The organism is Streptomyces sp. NPDC003393 (assembly GCF_053589015.1).
The window spans coordinates 129,700-145,986 of sequence record NZ_JBSFRB010000004.1 but is presented as its reverse complement, the minus strand read 5'-3'; the positions used below and the strand labels follow the sequence as shown (position 1 = coordinate 145,986).

Annotated in this window: 17 protein-coding genes and 1 tRNA gene; 13 read left to right on the top strand and 5 right to left on the bottom strand. The window is 70.1% G+C overall.

Going from position 1 to position 16,287, the window contains the following annotated elements:
* Nucleotides 1-11: 11 nt before the first annotated feature.
* The gene (locus ACWDUZ_RS06120; protein WP_451630595.1) at nt 12-1,340 is read right to left on the bottom strand and encodes a sensor histidine kinase; all 1,329 of its coding nucleotides are present in this window, start codon (nt 1,338-1,340) and stop codon (nt 12-14) included.
* A 167-nt stretch (nt 1,341-1,507) separates the two neighbouring features.
* Between ACWDUZ_RS06120 and ACWDUZ_RS06115 the strand changes: the two genes are divergently transcribed.
* The 8 genes from ACWDUZ_RS06115 to ACWDUZ_RS06080 all read left to right on the top strand — a co-directional run bounded on the left by ACWDUZ_RS06115 (nt 1,508) and on the right by ACWDUZ_RS06080 (nt 8,128).
* Nucleotides 1,508-2,380, top strand: a complete 873-nt coding sequence (locus tag ACWDUZ_RS06115) for a hypothetical protein (protein WP_451630594.1) — start codon at nt 1,508-1,510, stop codon at nt 2,378-2,380.
* An 11-nt stretch (nt 2,381-2,391) separates the two neighbouring features.
* Nucleotides 2,392-2,462: transfer RNA gene (locus ACWDUZ_RS06110), tRNA-Gln, on the top strand.
* Between the two features lie 111 nt (nt 2,463-2,573).
* Nucleotides 2,574-4,022: a bifunctional UDP-N-acetylglucosamine diphosphorylase/glucosamine-1-phosphate N-acetyltransferase GlmU gene (gene glmU / locus ACWDUZ_RS06105; protein ID WP_451630593.1), complete on the top strand. Its 1,449-nt coding sequence runs from the start codon at nt 2,574-2,576 to the stop codon at nt 4,020-4,022.
* 147 nt (nt 4,023-4,169) lie between these two features.
* Nucleotides 4,170-5,144: a ribose-phosphate diphosphokinase gene (locus tag ACWDUZ_RS06100; protein ID WP_451630592.1), complete on the top strand. Its 975-nt coding sequence runs from the start codon at nt 4,170-4,172 to the stop codon at nt 5,142-5,144.
* Between the two features lie 205 nt (nt 5,145-5,349).
* The gene (locus ACWDUZ_RS06095) at nt 5,350-5,946 is read left to right on the top strand and encodes a 50S ribosomal protein L25/general stress protein Ctc (protein WP_451630591.1); all 597 of its coding nucleotides are present in this window, start codon (nt 5,350-5,352) and stop codon (nt 5,944-5,946) included.
* A gap of 88 nt (nt 5,947-6,034) precedes the next feature.
* Nucleotides 6,035-6,640 (top strand): aminoacyl-tRNA hydrolase, encoded by a 606-nt coding sequence (gene pth / locus ACWDUZ_RS06090; protein ID WP_451630590.1) that lies wholly within the window; start codon nt 6,035-6,037, stop codon nt 6,638-6,640.
* A 53-nt stretch (nt 6,641-6,693) separates the two neighbouring features.
* A complete protein-coding gene (locus tag ACWDUZ_RS06085) occupies nt 6,694-7,257 on the top strand; it encodes a hypothetical protein (RefSeq protein WP_451630589.1) in 564 nt (187 codons plus the stop codon).
* A gap of 136 nt (nt 7,258-7,393) precedes the next feature.
* Nucleotides 7,394-8,128, top strand: a complete 735-nt coding sequence (locus ACWDUZ_RS06080) for an LPXTG cell wall anchor domain-containing protein (protein WP_451630588.1) — start codon at nt 7,394-7,396, stop codon at nt 8,126-8,128.
* An 80-nt stretch (nt 8,129-8,208) separates the two neighbouring features.
* On the opposite strand, the gene ppc is transcribed toward ACWDUZ_RS06080, so the two are convergent.
* Entirely contained in the window at nt 8,209-10,938 is a 2,730-nt protein-coding gene (gene ppc / locus ACWDUZ_RS06075; RefSeq protein WP_451630587.1) for a phosphoenolpyruvate carboxylase, read from the bottom strand.
* Nucleotides 10,939-11,247: 309 nt separating this feature from the next.
* On the opposite strand from ppc, the gene ACWDUZ_RS06070 reads away from it, so the two are divergent.
* Genes ACWDUZ_RS06070 through ACWDUZ_RS06055 form a run of 4 tightly spaced genes read left to right on the top strand, consistent with a single transcriptional unit; the run spans nt 11,248 to nt 13,489 of the window.
* Nucleotides 11,248-12,258, top strand: coding sequence for an acyl-CoA desaturase (locus ACWDUZ_RS06070; protein WP_451630586.1), 1,011 nt, complete (start codon nt 11,248-11,250; stop codon nt 12,256-12,258).
* Nucleotides 12,255-12,929, top strand: coding sequence for a TetR family transcriptional regulator (locus tag ACWDUZ_RS06065; RefSeq protein ID WP_451630585.1), 675 nt, complete (start codon nt 12,255-12,257; stop codon nt 12,927-12,929). Before ACWDUZ_RS06070 ends, ACWDUZ_RS06065 begins: the two co-directional genes overlap by 4 nt.
* Before the next feature lie 60 nt (nt 12,930-12,989).
* Nucleotides 12,990-13,244, top strand: a complete 255-nt coding sequence (locus ACWDUZ_RS06060) for a type II toxin-antitoxin system Phd/YefM family antitoxin (protein ID WP_326802806.1) — start codon at nt 12,990-12,992, stop codon at nt 13,242-13,244.
* Complete coding sequence (locus ACWDUZ_RS06055; RefSeq protein WP_451630584.1) at nt 13,241-13,489, top strand: type II toxin-antitoxin system RelE family toxin; 249 nt, start codon at nt 13,241-13,243, stop codon at nt 13,487-13,489. Before ACWDUZ_RS06060 ends, ACWDUZ_RS06055 begins: the two co-directional genes overlap by 4 nt.
* Here the strand turns inward: ACWDUZ_RS06055 and ACWDUZ_RS06050 are convergent.
* Entirely contained in the window at nt 13,464-13,844 is a 381-nt protein-coding gene (locus tag ACWDUZ_RS06050) for a VOC family protein (protein ID WP_451630583.1), read from the bottom strand. The genes ACWDUZ_RS06055 and ACWDUZ_RS06050 overlap by 26 nt on opposite strands.
* Nucleotides 13,845-13,847: 3 nt before the next feature.
* The gene (locus ACWDUZ_RS06045; protein ID WP_451630582.1) at nt 13,848-14,699 is read right to left on the bottom strand and encodes a trans-aconitate 2-methyltransferase; all 852 of its coding nucleotides are present in this window, start codon (nt 14,697-14,699) and stop codon (nt 13,848-13,850) included.
* A 78-nt stretch (nt 14,700-14,777) separates the two neighbouring features.
* Here ACWDUZ_RS06045 and ACWDUZ_RS06040 point away from each other — a divergent pair, with 78 nt between their 5' ends.
* Complete coding sequence (locus ACWDUZ_RS06040; protein ID WP_451630581.1) at nt 14,778-15,275, top strand: MarR family winged helix-turn-helix transcriptional regulator; 498 nt, start codon at nt 14,778-14,780, stop codon at nt 15,273-15,275.
* Here the strand turns inward: ACWDUZ_RS06040 and ACWDUZ_RS06035 are convergent.
* Nucleotides 15,234-16,019, bottom strand: a complete 786-nt coding sequence (locus ACWDUZ_RS06035; RefSeq protein WP_451630580.1) for a LuxR C-terminal-related transcriptional regulator — start codon at nt 16,017-16,019, stop codon at nt 15,234-15,236. The two genes, ACWDUZ_RS06040 and ACWDUZ_RS06035, sit on opposite strands and share 42 nt — an antisense overlap.
* Between the last annotated feature and the right edge of the window lie 268 nt (nt 16,020-16,287).

Below are 16,287 nucleotides of genomic sequence, written 5' to 3'. Positions count from 1 at the left end.
CGGCCGGCCGCCTACCCGGCCGGGATCAACGCCGACACCCGGAAACCCCCCGCCTCCGTCGGCCCCGACACGAACACGCCGCCCAGCGCCACGACCCGCTCCCTCATCCCGAGCAGACCGTTCCCGCCGGACGGCAACCGCGCCGACAACGCCGACGACGGCTCCGGCGGCGGCTCGTTCTCCACCTGCATCGCGATCTCCGACCCCCGATGCGCGAGTCGCACATGCGTCTTCGCCCCCGCCGCATGCTTGTGGACGTTGGTCAGCGCCTCCTGCACCACGCGATACGCGGTCTGCTCGATCTCCGGGCCGTAGGACCGCACCTCCCCCTCCACCGACAGATCCACGACCATCCCCGCGGCCGCCGACTGCCCGACCAGCTCCTCCAGCTCCTCCAGACACGGCCCCTCCGCGCCCCCCGGCTCACCGGCCGCCCGCGAAGCCGCGGCAGCCGCGGCCACCCCCACCGCGACCAGCGGCACCGAAGCGGAAGCCCGCTCACGACGCCGCTCCCCCTCCCCGTCCCCACTGCGCAGCACCCCGAGCATCTCCCGCAGCTCGGTCAGCGCCTGCCGCCCCATGTCCCCGACCAGCGCCGCGTTGCGCACCGCCTTCTCGGGATCCTTCCGGGCCACCGCCTGCAACGCGGCGGCATGCACGACCATCAGACTCACCCGGTGCGCGACCACATCGTGCATCTCCCGGGCGATCCTCGTCCGCTCCTCGTTACGGGCCCACTCCGCCCGCTCCTCCGCCCGCTCGGCGAGCAGCTGCAACTCCCGCTCCAGACTGTCCGCCCGCTCCCTGAGCGACTCCATCAGCCGCCGCCGCGCACCCACGTACAACCCGAGAAGAAGAGGAGGAGCCGTCAGCCCCAGCGAGGTCGTCACGGCCGCGAACGGAACGAACCAGTCCCCGAGGGAGAAATCCCCCCGCGCCATGTCCTGCCGCACCCGCACGAACGTCACGATCATCGTGCCGAGGAACGACATCCCGGCCAGCGCCCCGATGATCCGCCGCGGCAGCTCGCACGCGGCCAGGGTGTACAGCCCGACGATCCCCATCAGGAAGCCCATCTGGGCCGGCGTGACGGCGATCGCCACCAGCACCACGGCCACGGGCCACCGCCGCCGGATCAACAGCACCGACCCGGCCAGCACCCCGAACACGATCCCCACGGCCGGCGGGACCCCGGCGTCCCGCGCGAACGGCACACCCTCGGCCCCGCACTCCACCGCGGACACCAGCGCCAGACTCCCGTCGAGCACCGCACTGCGCCACCGCGCCCACCACCACGGCCCGGCCCCGGCCGCCTGGTGGTCTCCCCCCGTCCTGGTCATGCCCTCCAGCGTACGGGCGCGCGCGGGGGCTTTTCCGGTGAGTTTCGCCTGCCGCCTCCCACCACACTCCGTGTCCGAACGACAGCAGGCCTGATCGAAATCCCTCGAACTGCTGAACATCTTCTGTTCGAGCCCGGAACCAGGCATTCCATCCGGACGGTATGCCTATGGCACGAACGAACGACAAATACGCCGACTTCGAGGGGCTGCGGGAGCGGGCGGTCGCACTGCGGCGCGGGGGCTACAGCCTTCGGCAGATCCGGGACGAGCTTCAGGTCCACAACAAGGAGATCCTTCAGCGCCTGGTGGAGGGCGAGCCGCCGCCGGAGTGGACGAAGCGCCCGCGAGCCAAGGACGACATGTGCGAGCGAGCGCGAGAGCTGCGCAGGCAGGGGTGGACGTACAACCAGATCCAGGCCGAGCTGGGCTGCTCCAAGAGCTCCGTCTCGCTGTGGGTACGGGATCTACCGAAACCGGAGCCCCGCTGCACGCCCGAAGAGCAGCGAGCGCGCATGAACGCCGGGCTTGCGCGCCTACGCGCTACCCGTGAACAAGAGCGGCGGGCCACACAACAGGCAGCGAGCTCTGCGATCGGTGAGCTGTCACAGCGCGAGCTCTTCATTGCAGGCGTCGCCCTCTATTGGGCCGAGGGAGCAAAGTCCAAGCCGTACCGCCGCGCCGAGGTCCTGCAGTTCATCAACAGCGACCCGAACGTGATCAGGCTCTTCCTCCGTTGGCTCGACCTGCTGGAGGTGGGACGTGAACGCCTGACCTTGCGCGTGAGCATTCACGAATCCGCGAACACCGAAGCCGCCGAGAAGTATTGGGCCGATGTCGTTGGCGTCGATGTGGCCTCGTTCAGCAGGGCCACACTCAAGAAGCACAACCCTCGAACGGTTCGCAAGAACACCGGCGAGGCCTACCACGGCTGCCTCATGATCTACGTCCGACAGAGCGCCCACCTATACCGTCGCATGGAGGGCGCCTGGTACGGCATAGTAGGGGCTGCACCTGCAACCGATCTAGAGAATCGGACATAGCAGGCAAACCATCCCGGGTCGTCTAATGGTAGGACAAAGAGTTTTGGTCTCTTGAATGAGGGTTCGATTCCTTCCCCGGGAGCCGTAGGTTCGGGTCCTGACCCCACAGGGTCAGGACCCGCTCTCGTCTCCCCCTCCCCCCGCCCCGCTATCCTGCGGATGTCCACCCCACCCCAAAGCCGAAGGGCATCCCGTGAGCGCCATTCGCCCGGCAGCCGTCGTCGTTCTCGCAGCGGGTGAGGGCACCCGTATGAAGTCGGCCACACCGAAGGTCCTGCATGAGATCTGTGGCCGCTCCCTGGTCGGTCATGTGCTGGCGGCCGCGCGTGACTTGAAGCCCGAGAACCTCGTGGTCGTGGTCGGGCACGCGCGGGAGAAGGTGACCGCGCATCTGGCGGAGGTCGACCCCCAGGTCCGTACCGCTGTGCAGGAGAAGCAGAAGGGCACCGGGCACGCCGTCCGGATGGGTCTGGAGGAGCTCGGCGGGGCCGTCGACGGGACCGTGGTCGTCGTCTGCGGGGACACCCCCCTGCTCACCGGCGAGACGCTGCGGAAGCTCGCCGAGACGCACGGCGAGGACGGCAACGCCGTCACGGTGCTGACCGCCGAGGTGCCGGACGCCACCGGGTACGGCCGGATCGTGCGCGACGGCGACAGCGGCGCCGTGACCGCGATCGTGGAGCACAAGGACGCGACCGAGGCGCAGCGGGCGATCCGGGAGATCAATTCCGGGGTGTTCGCGTTCGACGGGCGGCTGCTGGCGGACGCGCTGGGCAAGGTGCGGACGAACAACAGCCAGGGTGAGGAGTACCTCACCGATGTGCTCGGGATCCTGCGGGAGGCCGGTCACCGGGTGGGTGCCTGTGTGGCGGGCGATCACCGGGAGATCGCGGGGATCAACAACCGTGTGCAGTTGGCGCAGGCACGGCGGATCCTGAACGACCGGCTGCTGACGGCCGCGATGATGGCCGGTGTGACGGTCGTCGATCCGGCGACGACCTGGGTGGATGCGACGGTGACGTTCGAGCAGGACGTCACGGTGCTGCCGGGGACGCAGTTGCACGGCTCGACGCATCTGGCCGAGGGCAGTGTGGTCGGTCCGAACAGCCGGCTGACGGACACCCGGGTGGGGGCGGGTGCGCGGGTGGACAACACCGTGTCCGACGGGGCCGTGGTGGGCCCGGAGGCGTCGGTGGGGCCGTACGCCTATCTGCGGCCGGGTACACGTCTGGGGCTGAAGTCCAAGGTGGGTACGTACGTGGAGACGAAGAACGCCTCGATCGGCGAGGGGACGAAGGTTCCGCATCTGTCCTACGTCGGTGACGCCACGATCGGCGAGTACACGAACATCGGTGCCGCGAGCGTGTTCGTGAACTACGACGGGCAGGACAAGCACCACACGACGGTCGGGTCGCACTGTCGTACCGGTTCGGACAACATGTTTGTGGCGCCTGTCACGATCGGGGACGGTGCGTACACCGCTGCCGGGTCCGTGATCACTCGTGACGTACCGCCCGGTTCGTTGGCCGTGGCCCGTGGTCAGCAGCGGAATATCGAGGGTTGGGTGGCGCGAAAGCGTCCGGGCAGTGCGGCGGCGAAGGCGGCCGAGGCGGTGTCGCCGAAGAGTGAGGGCGAGGCCTGACGGGACACGGGTGCGCCAAACACGGCGTACCGTGATAAGTGCACACCCGCACCCCCACCAGCTGAGACGGCCTCTTACCGCGGTCTGACACGGCTCATGAGGTCATCTCGACATCCAGCTGCGAACACCCTCTGAGGAGACACTGCTGTGACCGGGATCAAGACGACCGGCGAGAAGAAGATGATGTTCTTCTCCGGCCGCGCCCACCCCGAGCTTGCCGAGGAAATCGCCGACGAGCTGGGTGTCGGGGTCGTCCCGACGAAGGCCTTCGACTTCGCCAACGGTGAGATCTATGTGCGCTATCAGGAGTCGGCGCGTGGCGCGGACTGTTTCCTGATCCAGAGCCACACGGCTCCGATCAATAAGTGGATCATGGAGCAGCTGATCATGATCGACGCGCTGAAGCGTGCGTCGGCTCGTTCCATCACGGTCATCGTGCCGTTCTACGGTTACGCGCGGCAGGACAAGAAGCACCGTGGCCGTGAGCCGATCTCGGCGCGTCTGGTGGCCGATCTGATGAAGACGGCGGGTGCGGACCGCATCCTGGCCGTGGATCTGCACACGGATCAGATCCAGGGCTTCTTCGACGGTCCGGTGGACCATCTGTTCGCGCTGCCGCTGCTCGCGGACTACGTGGGCAGCAAGGTGGACCGTTCGAAGCTGACGGTGGTGTCGCCGGACGCCGGCCGAGTGCGGGTGGCGGACCGCTGGGGCGACCGGCTGGGCGCGCCGCTGGCGATCGTGCACAAACGGCGTGACAAGGACGTGGCGAACCAGGTCACGGTGCATGAGGTCGTCGGTGACGTGAAGGGCCGTATCTGCGTCCTGGTGGACGACATGATCGACACCGGTGGGACCATCTGCGCCGCCGCCGACGCCCTGTTCGCGCACGGTGCGGAGGACGTCATCGTGACGGCGACGCACGGTGTGCTGTCGGGTCCGGCCGCGGACCGGCTGAAGAACTCGCAGGTGAGCGAGTTCGTGCTCACGAACACGCTGCCGACGCCGGGCGAGTTGGAGCTGGACAAGATCACGGTGCTGTCGATCGCGCCGACGATCGCGCGGGCGGTGCGTGAGGTGTTCCGGGACGGTTCGGTGACGAGCCTCTTCGACGAGCAGTAACGATCATTCTGTGACCCTTCACGGGTTCTGTCAGATCGTTTTGGGTACGGCCTCCTTCTGCGAGTAGACTTCTCGAGTTGCTCGGCGAGGGAGGCCGTGGCCGTCTTCGGGCGGATGCGGCGGTCCGTAATCGACGCGCTCTTCGTAGCAGGCCGTTCGTGTGGCCGGGTGACCATGTCCCCTATTTCTACGAGGAGTGAGAAGTATGTCCGAGGTGAAGCTCGCCGCCGAGACCCGTACCGAGTTCGGCAAGGGTGCCGCGCGCCGCATCCGCCGTGACGACAAGGTTCCGGGTGTCCTCTACGGCCACGGTTCCGAGCCGCTGCACCTGACGCTGCCGGGTCATGACCTGCTGATGGCGCTGCGTACGCCGAACGTCCTGATCTCCCTGGACATCGACGGCAAGACCAACGAGCTGGCGATCCCGAAGTCCGTGCAGCGCGACCCGCTGAAGGGTTTCCTGGAGCACGTCGACCTGCTGCTGGTCAAGCGCGGCGAGAAGGTCACGGTCGAGATCCCGGTGCAGACCGAGGGTGAGCTGGCCCCGGGCGGCAACCTGCTGGAGCACGTCCTGGCCGCGCTGCCGGTCGAGGCCGAGGCCACCCACATCCCCGAGGCCGTCACGGTGTCCATCGAGGGTCTCGAGGCCGGCGCCTCGGTCCACGCCAAGGACATCACCCTGCCGAGCGGTGTGACGCTGGCCGTCGAGGAGGACGCGGTCGTCCTCCAGGTCCTCCAGGCGCAGGCCGAGGAGGCCGCCGAGGGCGAGGGCGCCGAGGGCGAAGAGGCCGCGGAGGCCTGATCCCGGCCGGTCGTCGTTTCAACAGGCCGCTGCTTCCCGTACTCCGGTAGGGGGAGCGGCGGCCGGCGCGTATCAAGGAGAGGCAGACGTGACCACCCCGGCGAGTTCCGCGAACGCCCCTTGGCTGATCGTCGGCCTGGGCAATCCCGGACCGGAGTACGCCATGAACCGGCACAACGTGGGGTTCATGGTGGTGGATCTGCTGGCCGACCGTATCGGTGGCCGGTTCAAGCGGGCGGGCAAGGCACAGGCCCAGGTGGTGGAGGGCCGGATCGGTCCGCCTGGCCCGGAGAGCCGCCGGGTGGTCCTGGTGAAGCCGATGTCGTACATGAACCTGTCGGGCGGTCCGGTGAACGCGCTGCGGGACTTCTACAAGGTTCCGGTGGCGAACATCGTGGCGGTCCATGACGAGCTGGACATCGACTACGGCGCTCTGCGGCTGAAGCTGGGCGGTGGGGACAACGGGCACAACGGCCTGAAGTCGATGACGAAGGCGATGGGTGCGGAGTACCACCGGGTGCGGTTCGGGATCGGACGTCCGCCGGGCCGTATGCAGGTGGCCGACTTCGTGCTGAAGGACTTCTCGGCGGCGGAGCGCAAGGAGCTGGACTACTTCGTGGACCGGGCGGCGGACTCGGTGGAGTGTCTGCTGGCCGAGGGCCTGGAGCGGGCGCAAAGCGCGTACAACTCCTGACTTGTCGGGTGGCCGGCCTCGGCGGGAGTTGACCGGGCGTACGGGAATGGCCAATGATCCCGGCCATGCCTGCCGCCGCAGCCACCGCCCGCAGCCGTTCCCGTCAGGCCCGTACGCCCCGCAAGCCCGGTCGTAGGGACCGCAAGCCCGCGCGTACGGCCTCGTTCGCCGCGCTGCGGTTCGGGCGGGTCGCCGCGATGGGCGCGGTCACCGTGCTCCTGCTGATCGCGGGTGTGTGGGCGTCCTGGAGCACCGCGCCGTACGTGATGCTGACCAAGGGGCGGGAGCGGGGGACGGTCGAGGTGACGCGGTGCGCCCACGACACGTGCAGCGGCCCGTACACGCCCCTGTCGCCGGGGTCGAAGGCCAGGGACCGGGTGGAGATCGGCTCGGCGGCGGTGCACAAGGGGCGGACGTACAGCGTCGTGGTGAAGCCGGGCACCGACCGGGTGCTGCGTTCGGGTCCGGCCGGGATCCTGTACGCGTGGGCCCCGCTGGGCGGTGCGCTGCTGCTGGCCTCGGTGGTGGTGGCGGGCGGGTTGCGGCTGACCCGGGTCGCGTGGGTGCTGGGCGGGTCGGGGGTCGCGCTGCTGACCGCGGCGTTTCTGGCGCTTTGACCGGTTCGGGGGCAAGGCATGCCGCCGGGGTCCGTCTTTGTTCCCGGTTTGTGATTGACGGGGCTGGGGGTGCGGCTGGGAAGCTGAGTGGCCCCCTCCACATCTTCCTGTTCGCTTCTCGAAGATGGACTGCCCCATGCGTACCCTGATCCGCGCCGGCGCGGTGACCGCCGGTGTCTCGGCGGCGCTCGCGATGGCTCCCCTCGCGCACGCCGCCTCGCAGAACTCCCACCACGGTGACAACGGCACCGTGAAGATCCACGACGCGAAGACCGGCGAGGAACTGCGCCGGAACGAACCGCACGTGTGCACCTTCTACCTGGACGCCTTCGGATTCGACGGCGGGCAGGAGGTGGACTGGCACATCGAGGCGTGGGCGCCGACCGCCGACGTCAAGGGCGAGACCGTGAAGTCCGGTGACATCACCCTGGACGCCGACGGCCACGGCCGCACGGAGGACCTGTCGCTGCCCGACGGCCACTACAAGCTGTTCTGGAACTTCGACGGCGAGAACGGCCGTGCGAAGCACAAGGTCTTCTGGACGGACTGCGGGTCCGAGGAGGGCGGCTCCGGCTCCACGCCGAGCTCGCCCGGCACCACCCCCGGCGGATCCGATTCCACGCCGAGCGGGTCCACCACGCCCGCGCCGGACAGCTCCGCGACGCCGACGGCGGAGGCCACGTCCTCGGCCCCGGCCACCTCGGGCGCGGCTCCCGCCGCCTCCTCCTCGCCGTCCGCGCAGGGCGGCGCGAGCGGCGACCTCGCCGAGACGGGCAGCAGCGCCCCGGTGGGGCTGCTGTCGGGTGTGGCGGCCGCGCTGGTCGCGGCGGGTGGCTTCCTGGTGCTGCGGCGCCGGGCCCGCCGCGGCTGACACCACGGAACGGACATGAGGGTGGGCCCGGGATCCGCGCGGATCCCGGGCCCACCCTCATGTGGTGCTGACGGTCCCGGTCAGCCGGTGTTGCGCAGGCCGGCCGCCACGCCGTTGACGGTCAGGAGCAGCGCCCTGGACAGCAGCGGGTCGGTTTCCTCGCTCGCCGCCGCCGCGTCGCGCTGCCGCTTGAGCAGGGCGACCTGGAGGTAGGAGATCGGGTCGAGGTAGGCGTCGCGGATGGCGAAGGTCTGCTTCAGGACGGGCTGGGCGTCCAGGAGTTCGCGCTCGCCGGTGACCTTGAGGATCTCGGCGACAGTGAGCTCGTGCTCGGCCTTGATGACGTCGAAGACGTGCCGCAGCTCGTCGGGGACGAGGGTGTCGACGTAGTGCTGGGCGATGCGCAGGTCGGTCTTCGCGAGGGTCATCTCGACGTTGGAGACGAAGTTGCGGAAGAAGTGCCACTGCTCGTGCATCTCGTCGAGCACGGTGTCCAGGCCGGCTTCGCGCAGCGCCTTGAGTCCGGAGCCGACGCCGAACCAGCCGGGGACGATCTGCCGGGACTGGGTCCAGCCGAACACCCAGGGGATGGCGCGCAGGCCGTCGAGCGATACGCCCGAGCCGGGGCGGCGGGAGGGGCGGGATCCCAGGTGCAGTTCGGCGAGCTGGTCGACCGGGGTGGAGGCGAGGAAGTACGTCGGCAGGTCGGGGTCGTCGACGAAGGCGCGGTAGGCGGCGTGGGCGGCGTCGGAGATGACGTCCATGGCCGCGTCCCAGCGGGCGAGGGCCTCGGTGGACTGGCGGGGGGCGGTGTGCAGGGCGGAGGCCTGCAGGGTGGCGGCCACCGTCAGTTCCAGGTTCTCCCTGGCCAGCGCCGGGATGAGGTACTTGTCGGAGATGACCTCGCCCTGTTCGGTGACCTTGATCTCGCCCTCGAGGGTGCCCCAGGGCTGGGCGAGGATGGCGTCGTGGGTGGGGCCGCCGCCGCGGCCGACGGTGCCGCCGCGGCCGTGGAAGAGGCGCAGCCGGACGCCGTAGCGGTGGGCGACGTCGCGCAGCCGGCGCTGGGCGCGGTGGATCTCCCACTGGGAGGTGGTGATGCCGCCGAACTTGGAGGAGTCGGAGTAGCCGAGCATGACCTCCTGGACGTCCCCGCGCAGCGCGACCAGGCGCCGGTAGGAGGGGTCGGAGAGCATGTCCTCCAGGATGGTGTCGGCGGCCTTGAGCTCGTCGGTGGTCTCCAGCAGCGGCACGATGCCGATCCTGGCCCAGCCGGCGTGCAGGTCGATCAGTCCGGCCTCCCTGGCCAGGACGGTCGCCGCGAACACGTCGTCGGCGCCCTGGCACATGGAGATGATGTAGGACTCGATGACCTCGGGCCCGAAGACCTCCAGGGCCCGCTTGATGGTCTGGAAGACGCCCAGGGTCTTGGCTCCGGCGGCGTCGACGGGGGCCGGGGTGGGGGCGAGCGGGCGGCGGGACCTGAGTTCCTTGGCGAGCAGCTTGGTGCGGTACTCGCGGGGCATGTCGGCGTAGCGCCAGGACTCCTCGCCGAGCCGGTCGAAGAGCTGGCCGAGGGCGTGGTGGTGGGCGTCGGCGTGTTCGCGGACGTCCATGGTGGCCAGCTGGAGGCCGAAGGCGGCCAGGGTGCGGATGGTGCGGGCGAGGCGACCGTCGGCGAACAGGCCCCCGCGGTGGGCGCGCAGGGAGTCCTGGACCATGCGCAGGTCGGCGAGGAGTTCGGCGGTGCCGAGGTAGTCGCGGCCGGCCATGTGGGGGGTGCCCTTGGCGAGGCGCTGCTTGGTGTTGACGAGCTTCTGCCGGATACAGGTGGCCTTGAGCCGGTAGGGCTCCTCGGCGTTGAGCCGCTTGTAGCGGGGGCTGATCTCGGGCAGGTTGTCGAGGTCGGCCTGGAGGGAGGCGAGCAGTTCGTCGGTGGCGCCGCTGTAGCGGATGGAGTTGGAGAGGAATCCGCGCAGCTCGTCGATCATGTCGAGGGCGTCGTTGATGCCGTGTTCGTGCTGGAGGATCAGCACGTCCCAGGTGACGTCGGGGGTGACGTTGGGGTTGCCGTCGCGGTCGCCGCCGATCCAGGTGCCGAAGGTGAGGGGGCGGGTCTCGTCGGGGAGCTTGACGCCGACGCGCTCCAGTTCGGCGGTGAGGTCCTCCAGGACGTCGCCGACGGCGCCGGCGTGGAGTTCGTCGAGGTAGTAGATGGCGTTCCGGGCCTCGTCGGTGGGTTCGGGGCGGACGACGCGCAGTTCGTCGGTCTGCCAGACGAGGTCGATGTTCTCGGCCAGCCGGGTGTTCAGGCGACGGCGGTCGGATTCGAGGACCGGGGTCTCCAGGAGGGCGGCGATGCGCCGGAGCTTGTTGAGGACGGAGCGGCGCGCGGCCTCGGTGGGGTGCGCGGTGAACACCGGGCGCACGTTGAGGTGCTGGACGGTCTGGCGCAGGTGGTCGGGGTCGGCGTCCTTGAGCCGGTCGGCGGTGCGGGAGATGAGACCGCCCTCGGCGGCGCGACGGGCGCGCAGTTCGCGTCCGCGGTGGACCTGCTCGGTGACGTTGGCGAGGTGGAAGTAGGTGGAGAAGGCGCGGACGAGCTTGGCCGCGGTCTCCAGTTCGGTGCCGCGCAGCAGTTCGGCGGCGGCCTCGCCGTCCTCACGGGTGAGGCGGCGCACCTTCTCGACCAGGTCGAGGAGCTCGGGGCCCTCCTGCCTCACCAGGGTCTCCCCCAGGAGGTCGCCCAGTCGGCGGATGTCGGCACGCAGCTCGCTGCTGGTCGTGGTCTGGTCGTCGGCACTGCTCACAGGTGCGGCTCCTTGCAGTGTTGAAGCACGTCTGGGAGGGAACTCGGATGGGTGCCGCGCGGCGGCTGCCGCATACGGACCGGGCATCCGGGAAGGAATCTTCAGAGCGGACCGCGCTGTCCGACCGACACCAAGTCTAGGTGTCGGCCGGGACGCGCAGGCCAGGGGCTCTTGCCGCGCGGCGACGCACTGCCATACTTACGTCGCCGTAGGTTACGGAACCGTAGGGAGCTGGTCGTTTCCGAAACCCCACGGCACCACCGGCACCACCGGCATCTGTCACAACCCTCGACCCCACAGAGGACGCCCATGACCACAAGCTCCTCCGATGTGCTCGACGACGCCCCGGAGGCGGCCGTCGGCGTGACGCCTACCGCCACTCTGGGCGGCGAGCAGAAGCGTTCGATCGAGCAGATCACGCTGCTGCTGTTCATCACCGTTCCGTTCCTGGCGCTGCTCGCCGCGGTGCCGCTGGCCTGGGGGTGGGGGGTGAGCTGGCTGGATCTCGGTCTGCTGGTCTTCTTCTACTTCCTCGGCTGCCACGGCATCACGATCGGTTTCCACCGCCACTTCACGCATGGCTCCTTCAAGGCCAAGCGGCCCCTGAAGGTCGCGCTGGCCATCGCGGGGTCGATGGCGGTCGAGGGCCCGCTGGTGCGCTGGGTGGCCGATCACCGCAAGCACCACAAGTTCTCGGACGCGGACGGCGATCCGCACTCGCCGTGGAAGTACGGTGAGACGATCCCGGCTCTGGTCAAGGGCCTGTTCTGGGCCCATGTCGGCTGGATGTTCGACGAGGAGCAGACCCCGCAGGACAAGTACGCGCCGGATCTGATCAAGGACCCGGTGATGCGGCGGATCTCCCGTCAGTTCGTGCTGTGGACGACCGTGTCGCTGCTGCTGCCGGCGCTGATCGGCGGCCTGGTGACGATGTCGTGGTGGGGTGCGCTCACGGCGTTCTTCTGGGGTTCGCTCGTCCGGGTGGCGTTGCTGCACCACGTGACCTGGTCGATCAACTCCATCTGCCACGCGGTGGGCAAGCGACCGTTCAAGTCGCGGGACCGCTCGGGCAACGTGTGGTGGCTGGCGATCCTGTCCTGCGGCGAGTCCTGGCACAACCTGCACCACGCCGACCCGACCTCCGCCCGGCACGGCGTGGAGCGCGGCCAGCTGGACTCCTCCGCCCGGATCATCCGCTGGTGCGAGCAGCTCGGCTGGGCGTACGACGTGCGCTGGCCGTCACGCTCGCGTATCGATTCCCGCCGGAACACCGACGAACGCGGCTCCCGGCGCCGGAAGGAGACCGCCGAGGCGGCATGATTGACGCCGTGGCGACCGACTCCAGCACCCCCAGCAGCGACAAGCCGCGGCGCACCCGCCGCACCCGGATGACCGGTGCCGAGCGCCGCCAGCAGCTGCTGGAGATCGGTCGCACCCTGTTCGCGGCGAAGGGTTTCGAAGGCACGTCGGTGGAGGAGATCGCGGCGAAGGCCGGGGTGTCCAAGCCGGTGGTGTACGAGCACTTCGGCGGCAAGGAGGGCCTGTACGCGGTGGTGGTGGACCGCGAGATGCGGCGCCTGCTGGACATGGTGACCAGCTCGCTGACCGCCGGCCATCCGCGGGAGCTGTGCGAGCAGGCGGCCTTCGCGCTCCTGGACTACATCGAGGAGTACACGGACGGCTTCCGCATCCTGGTCCGGGACTCCCCGATCCCACAGTCCACGGGTTCCTTCGCGTCGCTGATCTCCGACATCGCCACCCAGGTGGAGGACATCCTGGGCCGCGAGTTCAAGTCGCGCGGCTTCGATCCGAAGCTCGCCCCGCTCTACGCCCAGGCGCTGGTCGGCATGGTCGCCCTGACCGGCCAGTGGTGGCTGGACGTGCGCCGCCCGAAGAAGGCGGAGGTGGCCGCGCACCTGGTGAACCTGGCGTGGCACGGTCTGGACGGCCTGGAGCCGAAGCCGCGGCTGATAGGGCACCGGAAGAGCTGAGAGCACTCCACCGAGTGACATCAATAGACCGCAAGATTAATCTTGTGACACCATTCGGGCATGACTGAGATTGCGATCAGCGCTGCCCGTTCCCAGCTCGGTGACCTGGTCCGCCGAGCGGCCCACAGTCGCGAGACCATCGCTCTGACGGACCACGGGCACGTGGCCGCACTCCTCGTGTCTCCCCAGGTGATAGAGGATCTTGAGGACGCCCTGGCCGTCTCCGACTACCAGCGGCGGAAGGCCGAGGGAACGCTGGGCGAGGGCATCCCCATGGCGGAGGTCCGGAGGCGACTGGGGCTCGAGAAGCCATGACCTACGAGATCGTCTTCGAACCTCACGCCCTGGACGCTGCGGCGCGGTTCCTGAAGGAGGACCCAGCCGGCCTCGCCAGGGTCCTGGACGTGATCGACGATCTGGCCCGCGATCCACGTCCCGCCGGGTCGATGCCGTACGGCCTGGACATTCGCCGCCTCCGGGTCGGCGAGTACCGGGTCCTGTACGTCATCGACGACGACACCATCCGCATCCTGGTCACGCACCTCGGCCGGAGGGCCTGAGCTCTTCGAGGAACTCCAGCCTGTTGCCCACCGGATCCTCGGAGTAGAAACGCCGATGGCCCGGCAGGTTGTCGTCCCAGGTGACCGGTGCGCCCCGGGCGGCCAGCCGTGCTGCGTACGCCTCGATGTCCGTCACCCTCAGGCCGGGGTGGGCCTTCCTCGCCGGGCGGAAGTCCTTCTCGACGCCCAGGTGGAGCTGGACGGACCCGGCCTGGAACCAGCAGCCTCCGCGCGCGGCCAGCACCGGCGGCTTGGGGATCTCCGTCATGCCGAGAACACCCGCGTAGTACGCCCGCAGCGTGTCCTCGCAGCCGGGCGGGGCGGCGAGCTGGACGTGGTCGATGGCCGTGAGCATGGGTCACGCCTCCTTGACGGCGACGGCGAAGAGTCGGCGGAACGGGAACGGGGTGCCGTGCGGGCCGGCCGGGTAGGCCTCGCGCAGCGCGGCCCGGTACTCGGCGAGGAAGGCGTCGCGGGCCTCCGGGTCGTCGGCGAGGGCCGTGAGGACCGGGCGCAGGCCCGTGCCCTTCACCCAGTCCAGCACCGGGTCCTGGCCGCTCAGCAGGTGGATGTACGTCGTCTCCCACACATCGGCCGCGCAGCCCAGCCCGGTCAGCCGCTCCAGGTACGCCTCGGGGGCGAGCACCGCGTCCTCGTGCCGCAGCACGTCGCCGAGGCGGTCGCGCCAGCGCGCGGAACCCGCGAGGTCGCGCATCAGCCGGTGGCTGGGGGCGGAGAAGTTGCCGGGCACCTGGAAGGCGAACACCCCGCCCGGCTTCAGGGCCGCCACCCAGTCGGCGAAACGCTCCACGTGCCCGGGCACCCACTGGAGGGTGGCGTTGCTGACGATCAGGTCGTACGGCTCCGTGGGCGTCCAGGTGCGGGCGTCGGCAGCGGTGAAATCGAGGCGGCCGCCGCCGGGGGTGGGGCCCTCGTGGTCCACCACGGCCTTGTCGAGCATCTCGGGCGAGTTGTCGTAGCCGGTGATGTGCGCGGTGGGCCAGCGGTCCGCGAGGAGGACGGTGACGTTGCCGGGGCCGCAACCGAGGTCGGCGACGCGGGGCGGGCGCGGGTCCGCGGGCAGGTCCGGGATGCGGGCGACGAGGTCGGTGAACGGGCGGGCCCGGTGGCCGGCGTGGCGCAGGTACTGGGCGGGGTCCCAGGTGGGACTGTCGGCGCGGCGGGCTCGGCGGGCGCTTTCTGCGGGCATGACGGCCTCCCTGTATCTTGATTCCAAGATAGTTGATATCAAGAGACTTCACATCGACACAACCACTACACTGATCGCATGGAGGACGAGGTCGATCGGCTGGTCGCGGCGTGGCGGCGGGAGCGCCCTGACCTCGACGTGGAACCGCTCGAGGTGCTCAGCCGGGTGAGCAGGCTGGCCCGGCACCTGGACCGCGCGCGCCGGCTGGCCTTCGCCGAGCACAGCCTGGAGCCCTGGGAGTTCGACGTGCTGACCGCGCTCAGGCGCGCGGGAGCGCCGTACCAGCTCTCCCCCGGGCAACTGCTGACCCAGACCCTGGTCACCTCGGGCACCATGACGAACCGCATCGACCGGCTGGCCAAGAAGGGCCTGGTGGAGCGGCTGCCCGACCCCAGCGACCGGCGCGGTGTGCTGGTCCGGCTCACCGAGGAGGGCCGCGACCGTGCGGACCGGTCGCTCGCGGGCCTGCTGGACCAGGAACGCACGCTCCTGGCCGAACTCTCCTCCGCCCAGCGCGCCGAACTCGCCGGACTGCTACGCCAGCTGACCGCCCCGTTCGACAACATCCCCGGCTAGGTGGTCCTCCCCGGCCAGGTCGGCCGGCCCGACCCCGGCCCGGCGGGCCAGGGCGACGGCGGCGAGCGTGGAGTGCACGCCGAGCTTGCCCAGGACGTTCTGCATGTGCGTGCGCACGGTGTGCGGGGACAGGAACAGGCGCTCGGCTACGGCCTTGCGCCCCAGTCCCGCGACCATGCAGCGCAGCACCTCACGCTCGCGCGGCGTCAGGGACTCCACCAGCCGTTCGCTCTCGGTGCGGTGCTTGCGCGCGGCGGTCAGCTCCCGCAGGACGCCGGTGAGCAGGGCGGGCGGCAGATGGGTCTCGTCGCGCAGCACCCCCCGGATGACGGTGAGCAGCCGCGACAGCGAGCAGTCCTTGGCCACCCAGCCGCAGGCGCCGGCCTGGAGGGCGAGCGCGGCCCGACGCGGGTCGTCCTTCTCGGCGAGGACGACGGTACGCACCCCGGAGTGCGCGCCGCGTACGCCGGCGACCAGGGAGATCCCGTCCACCAGCCCGTCCGCGTTGCCCTCCTGGACGGGCACGGCGGCCCGGCCCCCGGGCACGTTCCCGCCGAGATCGGCGTCGACGAGCAGCACGTCGAAGCGGCGTCCCTCGGCGCCGGCCCGTTCCAGGCAGCGCAGCGCCGCCGGTCCGGACCCGGCGGCGGAGACGTCGACGTCCGGTTCCGCGGCCAGCGCGGCGGCGAGCGACTCGGCGAAGATACGGTGGTCGTCGACGACCAGAACGCGGATACGCACCACTGAAACCCCCTTCCCCAGGCTCCTCGTGGAGCAGGGGATTCCCATTGTCCCGAGACCTCGGCGCCACCGGCGCCGCCGGCACGGCTGACACCGCCGGCAGCACCGACCGCTCTCACCGGCGCGGGCACGACGCCTGGGGTGGGCGCCACCGCCGCACGGCCGCCGCCATGCGGAACAGTTACCCCCACTTCGGGCGTCGTACCCGGCTGTCTCGCCCCCTGATCGGCACCGGCCCCCACCGGCACCGCTCCTCAGAGTACGGCCGGGG